Source organism: Paenibacillus sp. YSY-4.3, from assembly GCF_054767475.1.
Genome location: NZ_BAABMC010000003.1, coordinates 313,557 through 332,810 on the forward strand (window position 1 = coordinate 313,557; position 19,254 = coordinate 332,810).

The 19,254-nt window shown below is 45.1% G+C and carries 16 protein-coding genes; 13 read left to right on the plus strand and 3 right to left on the minus strand.

The genetic code is table 11. The features are described 5' to 3' along the window. The first annotated feature begins 9 nt into the window (after positions 1 to 9). From ACYUJT_RS12225 to tlp, 13 genes are all read left to right on the plus strand, one after another. A complete protein-coding gene (locus ACYUJT_RS12225) occupies positions 10 to 3,441 on the plus strand; it encodes a phage tail spike protein (protein WP_460322276.1) in 3,432 nt (1,143 codons plus the stop codon). 85 nt (positions 3,442 to 3,526) lie between these two features. Then, positions 3,527 to 3,979, plus strand: a complete 453-nt coding sequence (locus tag ACYUJT_RS12230) for a PAAR domain-containing protein (protein ID WP_460322279.1) — start codon at positions 3,527 to 3,529, stop codon at positions 3,977 to 3,979. 45 nt (positions 3,980 to 4,024) lie between these two features. Then, complete coding sequence (locus ACYUJT_RS12235) at positions 4,025 to 4,639, plus strand: phage tail domain-containing protein (protein ID WP_460322282.1); 615 nt, start codon at positions 4,025 to 4,027, stop codon at positions 4,637 to 4,639. A 15-nt stretch (positions 4,640 to 4,654) separates the two neighbouring features. Next, positions 4,655 to 5,290: a hypothetical protein gene (locus tag ACYUJT_RS12240; RefSeq protein WP_460322284.1), complete on the plus strand. Its 636-nt coding sequence runs from the start codon at positions 4,655 to 4,657 to the stop codon at positions 5,288 to 5,290. Between the two features lie 11 nt (positions 5,291 to 5,301). Then, entirely contained in the window at positions 5,302 to 5,937 is a 636-nt protein-coding gene (locus tag ACYUJT_RS12245; RefSeq protein WP_460322287.1) for a phage tail family protein, read from the plus strand. A gap of 12 nt (positions 5,938 to 5,949) precedes the next feature. Next, positions 5,950 to 7,101, plus strand: coding sequence for a hypothetical protein (locus ACYUJT_RS12250; protein WP_460322290.1), 1,152 nt, complete (start codon positions 5,950 to 5,952; stop codon positions 7,099 to 7,101). Between the two features lie 44 nt (positions 7,102 to 7,145). Then, complete coding sequence (locus tag ACYUJT_RS12255) at positions 7,146 to 7,607, plus strand: hypothetical protein (protein ID WP_460322292.1); 462 nt, start codon at positions 7,146 to 7,148, stop codon at positions 7,605 to 7,607. 71 nt (positions 7,608 to 7,678) lie between these two features. Further along, the gene (locus ACYUJT_RS12260; RefSeq protein ID WP_460322295.1) at positions 7,679 to 8,278 is read left to right on the plus strand and encodes a hypothetical protein; all 600 of its coding nucleotides are present in this window, start codon (positions 7,679 to 7,681) and stop codon (positions 8,276 to 8,278) included. A gap of 12 nt (positions 8,279 to 8,290) precedes the next feature. Beyond that, entirely contained in the window at positions 8,291 to 10,426 is a 2,136-nt protein-coding gene (locus ACYUJT_RS12265; RefSeq protein WP_460322297.1) for a hypothetical protein, read from the plus strand. A gap of 40 nt (positions 10,427 to 10,466) precedes the next feature. Then, entirely contained in the window at positions 10,467 to 13,331 is a 2,865-nt protein-coding gene (locus ACYUJT_RS12270) for a DNRLRE domain-containing protein (RefSeq protein ID WP_460322299.1), read from the plus strand. Positions 13,332 to 13,391: 60 nt separating this feature from the next. After that, positions 13,392 to 13,859, plus strand: a complete 468-nt coding sequence (locus ACYUJT_RS12275; protein WP_460322302.1) for a phage holin family protein — start codon at positions 13,392 to 13,394, stop codon at positions 13,857 to 13,859. 49 nt (positions 13,860 to 13,908) lie between these two features. Beyond that, positions 13,909 to 14,793, plus strand: a complete 885-nt coding sequence (locus ACYUJT_RS12280; protein WP_460322304.1) for a peptidoglycan recognition protein family protein — start codon at positions 13,909 to 13,911, stop codon at positions 14,791 to 14,793. Positions 14,794 to 14,871: 78 nt separating this feature from the next. After that, on the plus strand, positions 14,872 to 15,096 hold the full coding sequence (gene tlp / locus ACYUJT_RS12285; RefSeq protein WP_460322306.1) for a small acid-soluble spore protein Tlp: 225 nt from the start codon (positions 14,872 to 14,874) through the stop codon (positions 15,094 to 15,096). Positions 15,097 to 15,598: 502 nt separating this feature from the next. On the opposite strand, the gene ACYUJT_RS12290 is transcribed toward tlp, so the two are convergent. The 3 genes from ACYUJT_RS12290 to ACYUJT_RS12300 all read right to left on the minus strand — a co-directional run bounded on the left by ACYUJT_RS12290 (position 15,599) and on the right by ACYUJT_RS12300 (position 19,247). Beyond that, on the minus strand, positions 15,599 to 16,036 hold the full coding sequence (locus ACYUJT_RS12290) for a peptidylprolyl isomerase (protein ID WP_460322309.1): 438 nt from the start codon (positions 16,034 to 16,036) through the stop codon (positions 15,599 to 15,601). Between the two features lie 114 nt (positions 16,037 to 16,150). Further along, positions 16,151 to 17,482: a diaminopimelate decarboxylase gene (gene lysA, locus ACYUJT_RS12295; RefSeq protein WP_460322311.1), complete on the minus strand. Its 1,332-nt coding sequence runs from the start codon at positions 17,480 to 17,482 to the stop codon at positions 16,151 to 16,153. 109 nt (positions 17,483 to 17,591) lie between these two features. Continuing rightward, complete coding sequence (locus ACYUJT_RS12300) at positions 17,592 to 19,247, minus strand: spore germination protein (RefSeq protein WP_460322314.1); 1,656 nt, start codon at positions 19,245 to 19,247, stop codon at positions 17,592 to 17,594. Positions 19,248 to 19,254: the final 7 nt, after the last annotated feature.

A 19,254-nucleotide genomic window follows, 5' to 3' on the forward strand; every position in this document is an offset into this window, starting at 1 on the left:
AATATACACGTGCTCGGAGAGATCGATTACAACTTAAAGCCGATACAACCGCAGTATTTTCTCTGTAAACCAAACCGTGAAATCATTGGCAAGCTGAAACATATTTATAATGATTCCATCCAGGAGCCGTTAAACCAGGTAGGTGAACTAGAATTCACCATCCCTATGCAAATCGATTGGCACCATAAGCTCATCAAAAACAAACATGCTGAACTTATCCGCGAGAGATATTTGATCAAAGTCGTCCGCGGCCAGAAAACCGACTGGTTTATCGTGGTCAGCCTGTCCCAGGCTTCCGAGAATGACCAGGAAAGCATGACGGTAAAATGTTATTCCGCCTATCACATGCTGACTGACAAAATGATCAAGAGTTATAGCGTCGAAGCGTACTATTGCCGGCAGGTGCTGACGGATATGCTCGCTAATACCGTATGGGACATCGATTATATCGATGCCGATTTCGACCTTTCCTATCGCGCTTTCGAGTTCCAGTCATGTACAGTTCTGGACGCTATTTATTCCATTGCTGACAAATATAATGCCATCGTCGAGTTTAATACGGACGCAAAAACCGTAAGCTTCAAAAAACCGGAATTGTTCGGCCTCAATCGAGGACTTACGTTCAGCTTCGGCAAATATCTCAAAAGCATGAACAAACAAACCACGGCCGACCAAATGGTGACCAGGCTTACGGCCAAAGGCAAAGACGATTTAACGATCCATCACGTCAATCCAACGGGTCAAGGGTACGTTGAGAGCTTTAGCTACTTTGTGTACCCTTTTCGCAGAGATGACCAGCGAGCGGTCCTCTCTTCTTCTTTTCATATGAGCGACTCCCTCTGCCACGCCCTGCTCGACTACGAAGAGCTTGTACAATCGAAGACAGGCCTGATTGAAAGCTACATTAAGCAGCGACAGGTCTATGAGGATGAGCTGAATCAACTAGACATTGACCATAACAGGCTTAAGAACAATGAAAAAGTCATAACAGGCACAGTACTGAGCCAGCAGTTTGATGGCAAAATGTTTTTCGAAAAATATGGGCATACCGGAAGCTCTTCGCACACTTTTGAAGTAAACAGTACTTATGCCTACGCTGTATTGATCAAAGCCGACAATACAGTCGGTCTATCTGTCTTCTTAAATGGGCAGCTTCGAAGCCTGCCCTCCGGACAATGGGCTATGCTTGGCAAAGTAAAGGACGTCTCCTCCATTCAGGTTGCACTCCAAGGGGGCAATACGGGAGTATTCATCCAAGTAACCAACATAAGCCTCGATGAATGGACCAACTCAAACAATGAGCAGACCATCGTGGAAAGATACAGCCTGGATCACAAGGAAAATCAGCTGCGGCTAAAAGAAATTGAAATCAACAACAAGATGGATCAAATCGACGATATCCAAAATCAAATCGATGCCCTTCAAGTTGTTTTAGCAGCCGACAACAACTTCTCCCCTGCTCAGCTTCAAGAGCTGAACGAGTTTGTTATAGAGCGGGAGTTCAGTGACGATGTGTACGTCGACGAGCATGATCTTTATGAAGCGGCTCAGGAAAAACTGCGAGAGCTGCAGCAACCTCAGCTTTCGATCGACATCGATATCGTGAACTTTCTAGAAATCGTCGGCGAGCAGCGCAATTGGCACAAGCTTGTACTTGGCGATTTTGTAAATATCAAGTATGAACCTACGGCTACCTATGTCACGGCGCGAATTGTAAGTATCAGCTACGACTATGAAGGCCAAGAAATCAGCCTTACCCTGTCCAATATTAAAGACGTTAGTGACGACAGCAAGGATATGGAGAAATTCATCCAGAACTCGACCAATACGAATATCATCGTTGACGCCAGCAAGCATAAATGGGGCAAAGCCATCGTCGATGTGTCCGAAATGTCGCAGTTGTTCGAGAATTTTTGGAACAAGGTCACCAATGATATCAATATGGCCTCCAATGAACATGTCGTGATCGACCGCAAAGGCATTACGATCATCGATCCTAATGATCCTTTGAGATTTCTGCGCGCAACCCATGGCGTATTGGGCTTGACGCGTTCTGGCGGATTGAAGTATGAAACAGCCATCTCCCCTGACGGTGTGATTGCCGAAATGGTGCTGGGTAAAATCATCCTCGGCCAAAGGGTCGTCATCGGCGATACGACGGGAGTTTTTACAATTGAAGGCTCTCGGCTCATGATCGATGACCGCTGCGGCAGGGAAGTTCTCAAGCTTGGCTTACTGTCCGAATCCCCGGATAAGTTCGGCATTTTCGTAAATCGTTATGCTTCTCCAACGGACTGCAACAACACAACAATTCTGAACCGGGTAAATATTACTGCCGATGAGGGCCTTGTACTGGAACGAAATCGCAATGGTTCTTTCCAAAAAACACTCTACACCTCCACGGACGGGGATTTATATATGATTGGCAATCTGCGGGTTGGCGAAGATGAGCGAGTGTTCATCGCGGATCGCAACGGAATAAGCGTGGGCGCGAGCATTTGGGATTATGCCCCTTTTCGTGTAGACATGCTCGGCAATTGCTGGCTGGATTCCTTGTTTGCTAATCACGCTGAAATAAAAAACTCGCTATTCAAAGATGGTCACATTGAAGGATCTTCCCTCGTGTTGCGTGACGCTCTTGGCGGGGTTATCAAGATGTATCCTGATCATGGACTGTGGTTTGGAGCAGAACAGTTTAACGACGCCATCGCAAGCATAGCTATGGACGGCACGGCAAAGTTCAAGAAATTAATCGTCACAGATGGACTGAACAAACTTTTGATCGATAGCGAACAAAAGAAGATTTTCATGAACAACTGGGATATCGTAGGCGCTGGCGCCATTGACACGGATCTGCTATCGGCCAACATCGTAACTGCGATGGACGGCTTTGTCACCGATCTGACGGCATCCCGAATGACTACCCTGACCGGTCAGATCCGAGAAAGAGCAATGGATTACATTCGGATTGACGGCCATACACAAAAGTTCATTAGAGGAGATATTAAACCTGGTTCTGCTGTGCATAAATCTCTCCCTGACGGCAGACTGCTCTATTGGATCAACGCTTCCCAAAGCGGACAAATGACAACAGAAGTAACGAATTGGCCGGTCATGACTTATGACATGATTGAACGGGATAAATTGATCATCGGACTTAATGACACCAGGCCTAATGCTACTCCCTTTATTCAAATGGGAATCGGTGACGGGAATAATACTCAAGGCGGAAAATCGCTGATCGACAAATATGACGGCGGATTAAAAACTTCCTATCATTCCAGCGGTTCGGCGATCGAAAGAAGCATCGATCTGGCCGACAACGGCATTACGATTCTATCGGATGGCCAAGGCCATATTACGATCAAGGCTCATAGTATTAAACTAGAAGCTACTGGCACTATTAATTTTTCTGGAACCGAGTATGTATTCACAGGATGATAGCTTTCATTTTCAATTAGTCATCTTATTGATGGATCTTTTTCTTGCTTTATTATGTTTTATGAGGTGATTTAAAATGCCCGGAGTGGCTGTAAACGGATCGACATATGAAACGACTGTTGAGGGGTATGTGACTTTTGATATTTTCACACGTAGAAGAACAGGTACCGATGAGCATGGTAATCCCGAATATGAGTGGGATGAAAGCCCTGGGAAAACTAATGCTAAGATAACGGGGTCTGTGATTGCATCTTCCAAGATGAAAATCAATGGAGTTAGTGTCGCTGTAGTGGGGGATAGAACAAATGAAACTTGGGTTGCTAGCCCACCGGTACCATCTGACACTGAGCGCGTGCGCTATCGAAACATACAACCTGGGACTTCTGGCAGTGGCCAAGGCGAAATCATCACTGGCAGCACCAAAGGAAAGTTAGACGGCAAACCAATTGCTTTAATTGGTTCGACTGTAAGAACTATTATACCTAATGCAACTGCTACTATCAGAACAGGAAATGAAAAAATGAAATTCAGCAGCTAAGAATTAATTATTTCATTTTACTAATCTTTTATTTCAGGAAGGGAGGTGTTCAAAATCACAATTCGGGATTCGTTATATTTTTCATACGCGGGTAGAGTGTCCGCTGAGTTTGGCATTTTAAATGTCAGCCTAAGCGGCGGGATGGCAGAAGAACTTTTGGCGGCAAGCCGTGAGATTCATGAGGTCTCCATAAAAGGTAGAGATCAGCCCTATTTTCAAGGCATAGAGAAAGATCCGCTGCGGTTTAACGTTTCTTTTGCCTTCCAGGACAGATTTAATACGCAAAAACTGAGGGAAGTGGCAAGATGGCTGACCGAACACGATTACTACCAGCCGCTATTTTTTACGAATGATTTAGGCGTGGAGCCTGAAAAAGTTTACTATGCCTTAGTCGTGGATGAACCCGCATTAGTGCACAATAGCTTGCAGCAAGGCTACATCACGCTTGCTTTTCGCTGCGATTCGTCCTATGCGTATTCGCCGCGTATTTTATCCAAGGAATACGATTGGACGGACCAACCGTTTACGAACCGGATAAATCATTTCACAAATCATACGCAAGAGAGAACCGCCGTTGATCCTGCTGGCCACCTCGTTTTAACCTCATCTAGGACTACATGGGCGGATATTCCTTCCGGCACGCGCTGGATCGACCTGTAAGGAAAGGAGATTGCAATGTCAACACTAACTAATCGTTTAGGACTCATCAAGCCGGAACATACAGATGAAACACATCAAACCATTTTAGATTTAAGCCAGAACTTCGATATCATTGACGCTGCAGCGGAAAGATACGCATCCGCGCCGCCCACAAGCGGAAGTCACACGATCCGGGATCGGATTTGGAACGACCGGCCAGCCGCGGGATCATATGCTGGATGGATCTGTTCGCGTACGGGAAGAGCAGCGCCAGCATGGACTGGGCTAACCTCCTACTCTATTGGCCATACCATCGTCCCTACGGCAGATAATGGACATTATTATGAATGCATTCAAGCCGGCTATTCAGCCGTGCAGGAACCAACTTTCCCCGTAACCAGCGGAACTGAAGTGGATGACACCAAAGCAGCGACGGCCTGGACCGCCAATAAGGCTTATGTTCAGAACGAAATCGTGTTCCCCACGATCGATAATGGTCGTTTCTATGTTTGTACTGTAGCCGGTGACTCGGGGATGTTTGAACCTGTGTGGGCAACTACTAATGGCTATATAACAAATGACGGGACTGTCGCCTGGTCAAGCTACCGCATTGCCAAATGGCGTGAGGCTGGAGTTTCGGCCATGTTCCGTCCATTTGGAAAAATAGAATAAAGGGTGATGATATGAATTGGCTGCAACTAGGCAATCTGCAAGGCATTTCGACATCTCCCCCCTTCACTGTACCTTTGCAAGTTGATGGCGCACTAACCAAAATATCGTGGAAGTCCTCTTCCCCTCCTGGTTCGAAAATCATCGTCCAAACCAGGCTTTCTTTTACCAAAGGCACGGAATGGACGGAATGGAGAAATTGCACCGACGGCGGAGCTATTCCCGACCTCTCCCCCACCGATAAAATAGATCACCTGCAAATGATGTATAGAGTCATCATATCTTCGCCGAATTACGCTTCCGTTCCAGTATTTGAGGAGATTACTTTTTTCTTTGAACCTGTAATCGTCATCGATAATACCGGTGATGTAACATGCAACCCGGAGATTTGGATTACCAAAGAAGGGAACGGTGATTTTAGCATCGTGAACCTGTCCAGCAAAGCTGAGGAATTTAAATTCACCGACCTTATCGATCAAGAAGCGGTCTATATCGATAACGAGCAGGAAGATATCGAAACAAGTCTGGCAGCCACCTATAGATACTCAAGCTTCAATGATAACTATTTATGTTTGCCTGTGGGCTTAAATCTTTTGAAATTATCCGGGAACGCCAAGGTGCAGTTCAGGTACCAATTCAAGTACTTATAAGGAGGTGATTCAATGCCACGACTGCAAAAGCAATTGCAATACAACGATCCGTCGATCGTCATTTGGCGGGACCCGCCGTACATCGATCGTGCAGACTCCCTTCCGGTCATTAACGGCATCATTACACTGTTAGAAGTCCCTTCATCCCAGGACAGAGTTCGCATCGCTGGAATGATTGAGGTACATATCGAGGACTTTATCCATAAAAATACGCTGGAGCCGGATGAATTCCACGTCAACTACGGAAACGGCCAAATTCAATTCCATCCCTCCCATGAAGGAAAAACGTTTCTCTGCGAGTACAAGGGCAAAGGGCAAATTCTGCTCCCAGCTTCCCGGGTGTACGCCATGGTTGAACGAAATCCCGATATCGTCAAAACGCTGCAAGACATCATTGACGAAATGCTGCTTCATCTCAGTCAGTACAATTTGAAGCTAGTGGAGATTAACAATGCTATAGCCGCGGCGACACAGGCTGCGGTAGAAGCCAATCTTTCAGCGGATAATGCCAACAAAGCGGCTCAAACAGCCTTAAATGCCGCAGACCAGGCGCTTGTTGTCATTCGCGATGCCATGAAGATTTACAAGGCACCGGTTAATAGTTACGGTGACTTGGCGACAACCTACCCTAGGCCCGAACTGGGATGGACGGTCATGGTTCGAAACACAGGGAATATCTACCGCTGGGATGGGTTCAGTTGGATTCTCATTGAGAACTTTACCCAGATGGCCTTCCCTATTGCCTCTAGAACCGTAAATGGATTAATGAGCAAAGAGGATTTTATTGCATTTCATGATAAATTAGAGCTTAAAACTTTAATGTTCCTGGTGGGGAAACCAAAATTAACGGGCGTTCCTCCGCTGGTCAGCTCTTTTCCTTTTGCCGGAGAAATAAAAAATGTTAAAGCATTCTGTCTGCACAGCGGCTCATTCCAGCCCACCGAAATTGAAATACAAAAAATCTCCGAAACTAATTTCAAAAATAATGGCATCTGGGACAATATTCTAACCGATAGTATTAACTTTCCGGTAGGGAGTTTGGAGTCTACTACGCACACCGTTTCAAATCATAAAGTAAATACCAACGATTATTTCAGGCTTAATATTACGGACCTGGATTCCGAGATTCAGGGCATTACAATTCAAATCGATATTCAAATTTAACACTCAAGTTGGAGTGTTTTATTATTTTTAGGAGGAGATTATAAATGGCAATCGCACCAATCGTAGAATTTACGCAACCCAACGGGACTTCTCAGGTGAATTCCCTGGATTTTCTCACTGTCGACGCAGGTACGGTTTCAAAAGATTTCTCGATACTTATTTGGAACAATAGAGGAAAATCTTCTGCAGTTTCAAATATGGAACACTGCACGATTACAACGCAGGATCAAAACGGCGGGAATACAGGAGAACTCGTTACCGGACGATGGATTGAAGTACGAGTGGACTCAATGGATGAAACCTCTTATACTCCAATCGGTGGAAACAACACTAAAACCATTCAAGCCAAAGGTGCTGGTGCGGGCGAGATCTCCGGTGCAGCCAATAATGGTACGGTCGATGGAGCCAAAGCTAACTATGCTCAAGTAACGCTGCAAGCGAATGTGCCTTCTTTGGCAACAGCTGGGAACATCGACTTCTTAATCCGGGTAGCTTATCAATTTTAATAAAATAGTGACGCTTAGGACACTCTTGCGGTGTCCTTTTTTCATATTCCAATACAATGGGAGGCGATTTTATGTTTCATAACATACATCCTTGTTCACCCGTGGAGCAAGAATTCATTTGGATGGCCGAATATGACGATACCACCTATTTAGCCGAATATAATTTCGATGATAAAGCAGGAAACCTGTTTACCTCGATCAACAAAGACAAACTGCTTAGATTCGGTCTGATCGGCAGTGGAAAAAGATTTTATTTTGAAGTCTGGGGCGGCGTATTCAAAATCGACGGAAGATTGTATGAGCTGTTTTTCGAAACGAAAGATCAGACGATTCCCCTCACGGGAAATCAATTGAATTATAACGATATTATTTCCTATAAAACGGCGGAAGTCCTGTTGAACCCTGTGACGCTGCAATCGGTAAGAGATACCGCAATTACAAGCTACAACTTTGGGTATAAGGCAAGCTTAGATACAGACAATCACGCGCTTCAATTTAAAGCACAATGCGTAATTCCGTACGATCATCCTGTTCATTTCAACTTCAGGCTGGTATCGGACAAAACGCTGCACGGAGATTTCATCATCAAAAAGAACGGCAAAGAAATCGACCGCATTGCAACATCGCTAAACAAAAACGTGGCAAGCGAACTGAACTGGATCATTCAATAAGGAGGTGTACATATGAGTCTGGGATTAAATAAATTAGAGGCTGTCGCGCTGCCGAAGCCAAAATATGTTGACGACAACGGCATTGAGCGAGACGTAGAATTAGAGGTTACTTCAAGCTCTGATCACAGGTATGAATTTGAGAATACAACGAACTTGATTAAAACTTACTTCAAGAAAAATATTAGCGAGTACGCGCCGGTCAAAGTAGTTGTCGGAGATCGGTTTTTTGAGTGGACTCCTTTCGGAGTAGGATTCGCGGATGAGCATGGCAATGAAGATTGGTTTGGAAGAATCAATGATGCTCAGGCAGTGATTGACGACAATAAAGTCACCTATAAAAACCTATTGCATGGTATTGACGATGAGTTCATCGTGAACGCTGGCGAGTTGAAGCATAACACCATTTTGAGCTCTAAGCCGATCTATAATCAGACGCTGCCAGGGAAACAAATTAGTGTGGTCGTTGATGGAATCATCGACTTCTCCACGGACATTGATATGTTCGTTGACGGCACGCTTCAACAGGATGAGTTCGACACTTCATCTGAGATCCAGTTTAGGGACAGAAGTGGAGATACTGTTTTCACTTTGCCCCCGCCAATTGCCTATGAAATCAACGGGAGAGAAAGTATTCAATGTATGTATAAAGTGATCAAAATCGGAAGCGTGATTAGTCTTAAGATTTTCTCACCTTATGAGTGGATTGAGGATTCTAGTAGGGTGTTTCCGGTGGCGATTGATCCGACAATTATTAGTATTGACACTAACTATCTGACATTTCCTGCAAGAATAAGAACTAATACAGTATCTTATACCGGAGAGTATGTTGCAATCAGTAATATATCCGAATTTAAAGCAAGAATTTATAGATTTAATAAGGCAACAAATTTATTAACTGAACTCCCTGCCCCATTTGGAGGCTACACTAATGATACTAGAAATAGCATACTATTTTCAAAAAATGAAATGTTTGTTTTTATGGGTGGAAATAGTTCATTTGCTATATTTAAATACGATTCAGTAACTGGCGGGTTTACAAATCCAATATACAATTCAACAGATAGTGCGCAGGCCATAGCACTTACTTCCGACAATAAATTTATAGCTTATGGGAATGGCTATAATATTGTTTTTCACAATTTTAATGATACAACAGGACTCCTGACTAGCAGAACCACCTATTCAACCTCATATAGACCAACACGGATACAGTTCACTAATAATAATAAATTTGTATTGAGGGTTGATGATGGCGGAAAATTTGCTATTGCGCCTTTTTCAAATGGAACAAAAGGAGCAGATATGTCAAATAACTCCCTCCCCATTGCATCGTATAATATTGCTGACTTTAACCTTTCATCAGACAACAGGTTTATTGTATTTGCATACGCTGGCTCACCGCGAGTTTGTGTTTGTCCATTCGATATCGACACAGGGGTAATAGGAAATCCAATATTTCCAAATGAAGGAGCAGAAGTGACCACTCTTGCAGTTTCTTTTTCAAAGAGAATGCAATATCTAGTGGTATGTCAATATGAAGCATGGAAAAATGCTCCTAGAATATTCTTTTATCGATTTAATAGTGAAACTGGCATTATAGGTGAGAGGTTTACAATTCCAGACTCTATTACTCAACCAGATCAAAGTGGGTCTAGTGGGAATTTATCGAACGCTAGAATGGATATAGGATTTAGTGGACGAGGAGATTACTTATTGGTTACCCAAGACACGGGAAATATCAAGAATAATTTCTTTATGTACAGATTTTTTTACGAACCATTTGACAACATCTTCTTTAAAGATGAAGTAAGCCAAGATTACTACTCAGATAATAAGGGCAACACCCTTATGCTCATTGATTTTGGAACAATAGTTGCAGGTCAAACCACTAGTCCAAAGAAACTACTTCTAGAAAATTGTTATGACTATTCTGTGAATAATATCCAATTATCAATATCAAATCCGTCTCAAGAATTTAGGGTCGAGCTAAGTGAAAGTGAAGTCCCTTTTATACCACAACAAACGCTTAGCTTTAATCAAACACTAAATACGAAAGAAACCATGCCATTTTATATTCGTGTTACAACAACAGATCAATCTCAATCGGGAGGAACGTTTGAAGTGTTGGCTAAGTGTGATGTGGTTTAAAAACTATATCCAATTCCAATACAATGGAAGAAGGTGAACTATGTTTAGGATAACTGAGCAAACTCAAGCTCAAATGCAACAGGGATACTTCAGCAACTCGGATATATATGTGGACGGGTATGGGAAGTTAACGCTAGTAAATCGTAACAAGCAGACGAATTTGGCGTTGAATAAACCTTATACAAAGACATTAAACTCTCCGCTTTCCCCAGGATACGGGGACACTGGTGATAAATTATTCACAGATGGAAATCAATCTACTTGGTTTAGATATAATAGTTTATCAAAGGAAGAAATAATTGTAGATCTAGGTTCTGCTCAATTGATTGGTGGCATGCTTTTTTCAACAAATTTGCAGATTAGTGCAGCAGGAAATCCTCACTATGTAGAAGTGCATGGTAGTGTTGATGGAGCTGACTTTGTTTATCTAGGAGCTGATGGGACAGGTTCTTCAGTTCAGAACACATTTACTTCAGATTTCCATGGTAGATATAGATATGTCAAGTTCATAATTACAAGAAGGGTCCCTAATACTGTTCAGATAGCAGAAGGTGAGATTTATTCCGGTTTAACCCATACTGCCTATAGGGAACAACTATACGATATTTCATCTGTCGGGAGTCTCCGAACAAACAATGTGTTTTGGATGGAGGACTCCCCTTTTGGAACCAACATCACTGTGGAAACGTCCATTTCTCTCGATGGGGGAGTAACTTGGTCTACTTGGAAACCGCTAATTAACGGAAGCTCAATCAAGAACGTTCCACTGGGAACAGATATAAGTAACGGTCGATTAAAGATTAGGACAACATTATCAACCAATAATATCAATGTTCCTTCTTTTTATAACTTCAATCTATACTTTGACGACACCACAAAGATAGATGAGAAGTATATTGTTATCCCTAAAAATGCTTATTCGTTAAATAAAATTACTCCAATAATGACTTCTAGAAATACTCCTGCTCCATATGTAGCGACTGGAACGGGCGTTAACGAAACAACCAACCCTGCTTGGAAATTATTCGATGGAATCCTTAATACCGGCACTACCACAAATTCTTGGAGAGGAAATGGTGCAGGAACATACGCACAGATTGATCTGGGGGTTGAAAACTTAGCAGCCATTTCCGCCTATAGACTTCATAGAGCGACTATGCAAAACACCGGACACATCCTTAATTATCGGTTAGAAGGAAGTTTTGATGGTGTCAGCTGGGATATCCTCGATGCTAGAAATACTGGAACTGGACTTACATGGCCTTCGCTTGAGCAGGATTTTCAGATAAATTTTGAAAATAACAAGAATTCTTATAGATTCTATAGATTCACCTTATCTGATGTCGGAGGTATTAGCCCTGGTGCGCCTTACATAGCCGAACTTGAGCTCTTCGAACTCGTAGACGGCAACGGCTATCAAATCAAGTCTTCCCTAACTGTTCCCTACGGAGTATCTTTACCATCAAAGCTTTATATACCGCCACATAACAAAGCCACTGGTTATGTAGATGTACGAGCAGTCTATCGGCATGATTTGACGGCAACGGTAAGCATCAAGGTACATGATAATCTACCATGTCGCATCAACATTCCTATTAACAATCGAGCCAATGCGATCATCAATGTCGTTCAGCCGCCGACGAAAATGCTTTCGATGAGCCCGGTCAAAGATGCTTTTGTTCGTGAAGGCACTCCAAAGTTCAACTACGGCACCGAACAGGATTTGTATGCAGGGTACAACCAAACATTCCAAGAAAAGTACCGTTCCTTTATTGGCTTTGATCTAACCACCTTGCCGCTGGATCAAACCATTAAATCAGCCCACCTTAGGTTATATCACGAACTAGACCATGCACCGGTTCAGAAAATCGAAATTTATGAGTTGGATCGCGAATGGAATGAACGAGGAATTACGTGGGACAACCAGCCGTTACCGACCAATAAAATAGCGGAGCTCGATATAGGCAGCGTTGGAGGCTATCTCTCCGTTGATTTTACAGACATCGTTAAAGACTGGTACGATGGCAGCAAGAATAATAACGGCTTTATCATTAAGCTCGCGGACGAAAGCGAGCAGAATTATAAGAGGTTCTATTCCAGGGAAAGCAGGCACAGCCCGGTACTGGATATTGAATATCTTGATCAGACCGTTTACACCTACGAAAGAGCAGATCTCAGAAACAACCGTATTGTTGTCCGCCAAAACAAAGATAAATCCATCTCTGCTAAAATTAACATACATCAAATTTGGTTCGATAAAGCAATCAAATCGCGGATCAAAATTGCCAATATGGGCGTTATCGATGGCAGTTTGATCGTTAAAAATCCCGTCTTGTTGTCACGAATCATCGTCCGGCAATCTGAGCAGAGAGATTTAACCGCCAAGCTAAACGTTCAAATTAAGAAAAGCGAAGATATCCTCTCTCAAATCACGGTCAGCAGAGATTTTGCGTTCGGACGAATTAGAGTACGGCAACGCAAAGATTTTGGCTTGGCGAGCCGAATTGCCATCAGAGTATCTGAACAGCGAAATCTACAGGCAACACTTGCCGTAGTTAACCCTTACCTTAGTGCCATAATTTCCGTCGTAAAAAGCGAATACCTGACCGGTACTATCCATGTCATCGGGTTGGAGGAAAAGGTACTACGAAGTAAAATCGTTATCCGCAGGAATGAAACTAAGGATCTTCCCGCCCATATCAGGGTATTCGAAAAGGAAATCTTACCTGCAAAAATCCATGTCATCTCTGCCTATATTCCATGCCGAATCTCCGTTCCTACTCACGCCAGCTTCGATCAGCCTTCCCGGATCAGAGTCAGAGTGAAATGGGCTGCCGACTTGAAGAGCCGAATTGTTATAGACGATCCCAATGGAGATTCGCAGGGATATGTGTATATATTGTAAGTTTCCAGAGACTTCTCATCATGAGAAGTCTCTTTCATTTTTCACAGCGAAGGGAATGGAATGATGAACAACTATATCAAATTACTCGAGATCAGAGGTTTGATCGTCGCCTATCTCAAGCCACTGACCGCCAAAGAAATTGGATTCTATGGCATATTTGGCGTGATCGGGAGTATGATCGCACAAACATTTGGGGGTTGGAGTCCAGCAATGACATTACTTATTATTCTCATGGGTTCTGACTACATTACAGGCATTCTCGCCAGTCTGAAGGAGGGCCGGGGCATCGCCAGCGCCGCCTCATTCTGGGGCCTGATCAAGAAAGGCCTGATGCTTCTTGCCGTGCTCATCGCGCACCATGTAGACATCGTGATGAATACGGATTCTGTCATGATTGGGAGTATTTATTTCTGGTATGCCAATGAAATTATTTCACTGGCCGAAAATTATGGACGACTAGAGCTTCCTTTTCCAGAATTCATCAAAGAAAAAATCGCCATGCTTAAGGGCAAAGAAAAACACAATTAAACTTTTCATTATAGCTGTAATTCAAATAAAGATTTCATAAGGAGACATCATGAAGCAGCAAGGCCACTTTCTGTTAATGGAACGCTCGGAATTCCGTGACTGGCTCCAGAAACAGACCATTACGAGGAGCATCAGCAAGCTGCAGGTGCACCATACAGCTTCCCCCAATTATGCTACCCGCAAAATGAACAACGGGATCGCGCAGCAGGATGCTTTTGCTTGCTTGGAGGGAATGCGGAACTACCATGTTAACACCAATAAATGGAGAGCAACGGGTCAAAACATTACCATTATGGAAGACGGCCGGATCGCCATTTCACTGGACAGGGATTTGAACCAGACGCCGGCTGGTATTGCCAATCAGAATAGCGGATGGGTCTGCATTGAGATCATAGGCAATTTTGATGCCCGTCAGGATGTGATGACTACTGAGCAGCAGCAATCCGTCATCCATGTATATGCTTGCTTATGCGACAAGCTATCTATCCCGGTAAATACCAGCCATATTGCTTACCATGCCTGGTTTACGGGTACTGGCATCCGCTTGCCGGACTACACCCCCGGCCTGTCCGCAAAGACATGTCCAGGTACAAGCTTCTGGGGCCATGGCAATACAGTGGCCGCAGCCAAGCAAGGCTTTATCCCTGCCATCAGGCAGGAGCTAGAACGACTACAACACAAAGGAACGGTGGAACAGCCCATGACAGCAGATGAGAAAAAGGTTTTTAAAGAGCTCAAGGAGCAAGTAGCCAGCTTAACGCTAAAAGCTGCCCTGCCGCACATCCCTGCTTACGCCCAACCAGCTATTGATGAGTTAAGTAAGATGAAGGATAAGAATGGCAATCCTGTATTAAATGCCGTCCATGGCCGAAGCCAGGATTTTTACGACACCATGACGGTACTCTTTCGGGCGGGAGTTTTTGCACAAAAATAAACCAAGCGGCCCAGTTTGCATAAAAGCATTTGTTGGCGGGAAAATTACAAACAATATGCTGACAAGGAGGTAATTATTGTGGCCAAGCCGGACGATCGTTCCGATAACGTGGAAAAGTTGCAGGATGCCATCCAGGATACCATTGAAAATTTCCGTGAAGGACAGGATTATTTAAGCGAGCATGCCGACGAAATCAGCGGCGAAGAAAAAGCCCAAATCGAGGCTAAAAACGAACGCCGTCTGCATAGTATCCAAGGCTTCCGCGAAGAAGCTAAGGACGAAGCCGCCGACGCTAAGAAATAGCTGCCTGCTTGATTCATACTTCAGAGAGAACAAAGATATTCATCTTGCGTTCTCTCTTTTCTATTGCACTTCCTTCCCTCTGCCTTCTCGCGTCCTTGTTACTTATTCTGCTCGCTAATCATTTGATTCAAAATAGCCTGCGCCTCCTCTTGAATATGCATCGCCGCCTCATCCACGGATTTATTCTCCTCCTGCACATGCATAAGCTCCCTATTAAGCAATTCGGAAAAAAGCGAATCGAATTCTATAGGTATAACACGCTTCCCGTGGTCATTGCGGACATACTGTTCATCATATCCATAAATACGCGTCTGTTAGTAGAATGATTGCCGATCGTTGCCACAACTGAACTTGAATGATATCCCTCATGACTATCCTCCAAGAAAAAATGATGTTATCTAACCAATCATCGTTCCCCAGTGGTAAAAAGTTACAAACGCGCTCATAAAAAAATGACACCGATCTCTCGATCGATGCCATCCTTCTTCAAGCTTCGCTTAAATTAAGCTTCATCCCAAACGGTAACTTCCTTCATTTTGTCGCCAGGGCGAACTTGATCTACAAGCTCCATGCCGGAAGTCACTTTCCCGAACACCGTGTGTACGCCGTTTAAATGGGGCTGTGGCTCGTAGACGATAAAGAACTGGCTTCCGCCCGTATCTTTGCCCGCATGCGCCATAGACAGTACGCCACGCTCGTGCTTCGTCGTATTCGTAGCCGTCTCGCACTTGATTGTGTAGCCAGGGCCGCCTGTGCCGTTTCCAGTTGGGCAGCCGCCTTGCGCTACGAAGCCCGGAATAACGCGATGGAACGTTAGTCCATTATAGTAGCCGGAATTAGCCAGCTTCTCGAAGTTTGCTACAGTGCCCGGCGCCTCTTCCGGCAAAAATTGAATTTCTACCTCTCCGCCTTTTTCCAGTACGATTTTCCCTTTTTTCATATCGGATCACTTCCTTCTTTATTCTCAGTAAGACAAACCTCTTACAGTTTACTATGAAATCGGGCGATGAGCAAAAAAATCCGCCACCAATTTTGGCGGCGGAACTTTACAAACTTATTTAAACGACGGTTGCTTGGCAATACGCTCGGGGATGACATCACATGAAATGATATCATCAAGGGTTTCTCGCTTAACAACAACGTCGCTAACCCCATCCTTGACGAAGACGACCGCCGGACGGCGGATGCGGTTATAGTTGCTGGCCATAGCGTAATTATACGCTCCCGTGCAGGCTACAGCGAGCAGATCTCCTTGGTTCGCCTTAGGCAGCTCCAGATCCCAAATGAGCATATCCCCGCTTTCACAGCATTTGCCGGCAATCGATACCGTCTCCTCATTGTCGTCCTTGCCCCGGTTCGCCAGCATTGCCTCGTATTTGGAATCGTACAATGCAGGGCGCGGATTATCGGTCATCCCGCCGTCAACAGCAACGTATTTGCGTACGCCGGGAATATCCTTCGTCGAGCCGATCGAATACAGCGTTGTACCAGCATCGCCGATAATGCTGCGGCCCGGCTCCACCCAAATTTCCGGAATTTGCGCATAGGTCTTCGCGAAGTGCTTCTTCACCGCATCGGTAATCGCTTTGATGTATAGAGATACATGCAGAGGCTGATCCTCCTCGGTGTAACGGATTCCAAAACCGCCGCCGAGGTTAATGACCTTGAACACGATGCCAAGCGTCTCCTTGACGTTTGCCGCAAATTGAGCAACGCGCTCGACGGCAAGCTCAAAGCCCTCTACCTCAAAGATTTGCGAGCCGATATGGGAATGCAGGCCAAGCAAGCGGAGATTCAGGCTGCCGGAGGCAAGCTCCACCGCCTCTTTAGCCGAGCCGTTCCCGATATCGAAGCCGAATTTCGAGTCGGTCTGTCCCGTTGAAATAAATTCATGCGTATGGGCTTCCACACCGGGAGTCACGCGCAGAAGCACATTTACAGCGACGCCCTTCTCCGCAGCGATCGCTTGGAGCATATGCAGCTCCGTGAAATTGTCCACGACGAAACAGCCAATACCCGCGTTAATGGCCATTTCCAGCTCCTCCAACGTCTTGTTGTTGCCATGGAAATGAATACGTTCTGCCGGGAATCCGGCTTGCAGCGCCGTGTACAGCTCCCCTTCCGAGACGACGTCCAGCGACAGCCCCTCTTCCTCTACGACTCTGCACATTGCCATTACGCAAAATGCCTTGCTCGCATATGCCACCTGAAAAGACAGGCCTGATTGCTTAAATGCATCCATATATTCGCGGCATCTTTGCCGTACAAGTGCTTCATCAACGATGTAGAGGGGCGTACCATACTGCTGCTTCAATTCGACGGTATCGCAGCCGCCGATTTCGAGATGCCCTTTGGCATTAATTTTACTAGTACCGTGTAAATACATTTAGCACTCTCCACTTTCAATTTTTACACCAGTATAGCAAACATTAGGTGAACTGAAAAATGGATTTTTGCGAATATCATTTGTATTTTTTAGCGGACAACCTATTCTGCTACTCCTTCCGCGGCATACGGCTGCGGTCTCTTGTCTTGTTGAAGGACGGCCTTTGCTTGGAAGTCATGACTGGCAAACGGAACAATATGGCGGCCATCGCCTTTGCATTAAACGGAATAAACGGCCACAAGTAGGAGGAATTATAGGACCGCCGCAGCGTCAGCCAGATAATGAAGGCCGTCACGCCTACAACAAACCCTGGCCCCCCGAAGATCGCAACAGCGATAAGCAAGCCCAGCCGGATTACCCGATTGGCAAGGCCCAGCTCATAGCTCGGCGTGGCAAACATTCCGATGGCCGCAACAGCCATATACAGCACTACCTCATTCACGAACAAACCTGTTTTTACAGCGATGTCTCCAACTAATATCGCCGCAATCAAACCCATAGCCGAAGCAAGCGGGGTCGGCGTATGTACCGCAGCCATTCGAAGCAAATCCACACCGAACTCGATCAGAAGAAATTGTGCAATCAGCGGAATTTTAGCATTGGTCTGGGGGCCAATAAACGAAAGTGTAGCTGGCTTAAGCTCAGGATGAATAACCATGAGGAGCCATAGCGGAAGCAGAAACAACGAGGCGAATATGCCGGCAAACCGCACCCAACGCAAATAAGTACCCATAAACGCCGTCTGCCTGTTCTCCTCCGCATGCTGGCACAGATCAAAGAATGTCGTCGGTAAAATAATAACGCTGGGAGACGTATCGCTAAATAGAACAATCCGCCCTTCCAGGATATGCGAAGCAACGACATCCGGCCTCTCGGAATACCGGACCAGCGGGTACGGATTCCAGCCCTTGCGGACGATCGCTTCTTCCAATTGCTTGTCCGCTAGCGGAATGCCGTCCATATCGATGGAAGTGATTTTATCTCGCACGGAATCGACCTGCGTCTTATCAACGATATCATCGATATATGCGATACATACATCGGTTTGTGTTCTGCGCCCCACTTTATGCAGCTCAAAGACGAGGCCTGGATCGCGAAGCCGCCGGCGGACAAGCGTGATGTTCGTGAGCAAAATTTCGGTAAAGCCGTCCCTCGACCCTCTGACAACGCGCTCGAGCGAAGGCTCTTCAGGATTACGCGCAGGGTAAGAGCGGGTATCCATTACCAGTGCTTCCCGCTCGCCGTCAATGAATAAGACGCTCATCCCGCTGAGTGCCATCGTGATGACATCGCTGAGCTTATCGAATTTTTGAACCTGAACATGCGGGATATAGAGTTCGAAAAAATCATGCAGCACGTCAGAGGAAAAATTATCGGGCGTCAAATACGTCAGCCGCTTCAGGATCTCCTGCAAAATATTCTCCTTCACGAAGCCGCTGATGAAGAACAAACCCGTTCGCTTATCCCCAAAGGTCATTTCGCGGAAATCAAGATCGAAGCTCTTGCCGAGACCGACAACCTCCTTCAGCGTTTCCTTTGTCGTCTCCAAATTCTCGCTAATATTGCTGCTCTTCTGCCAATACAGGACCGACTCCTCAATCGTATCCGAATGCTCCTCCTCAATCTTTTTATTCCTCAGTTTATCGCTTCTGTCCCGCTGCTCTCCGTCGGCACCATCCGTCTCCTCGGCAGAGTATTTCTCCGGGTAAGGAATGAAATCCGGCTGCTCCTCCTGCGAATAATCGTTATGCTCCCGATCCGTCATATCCCTT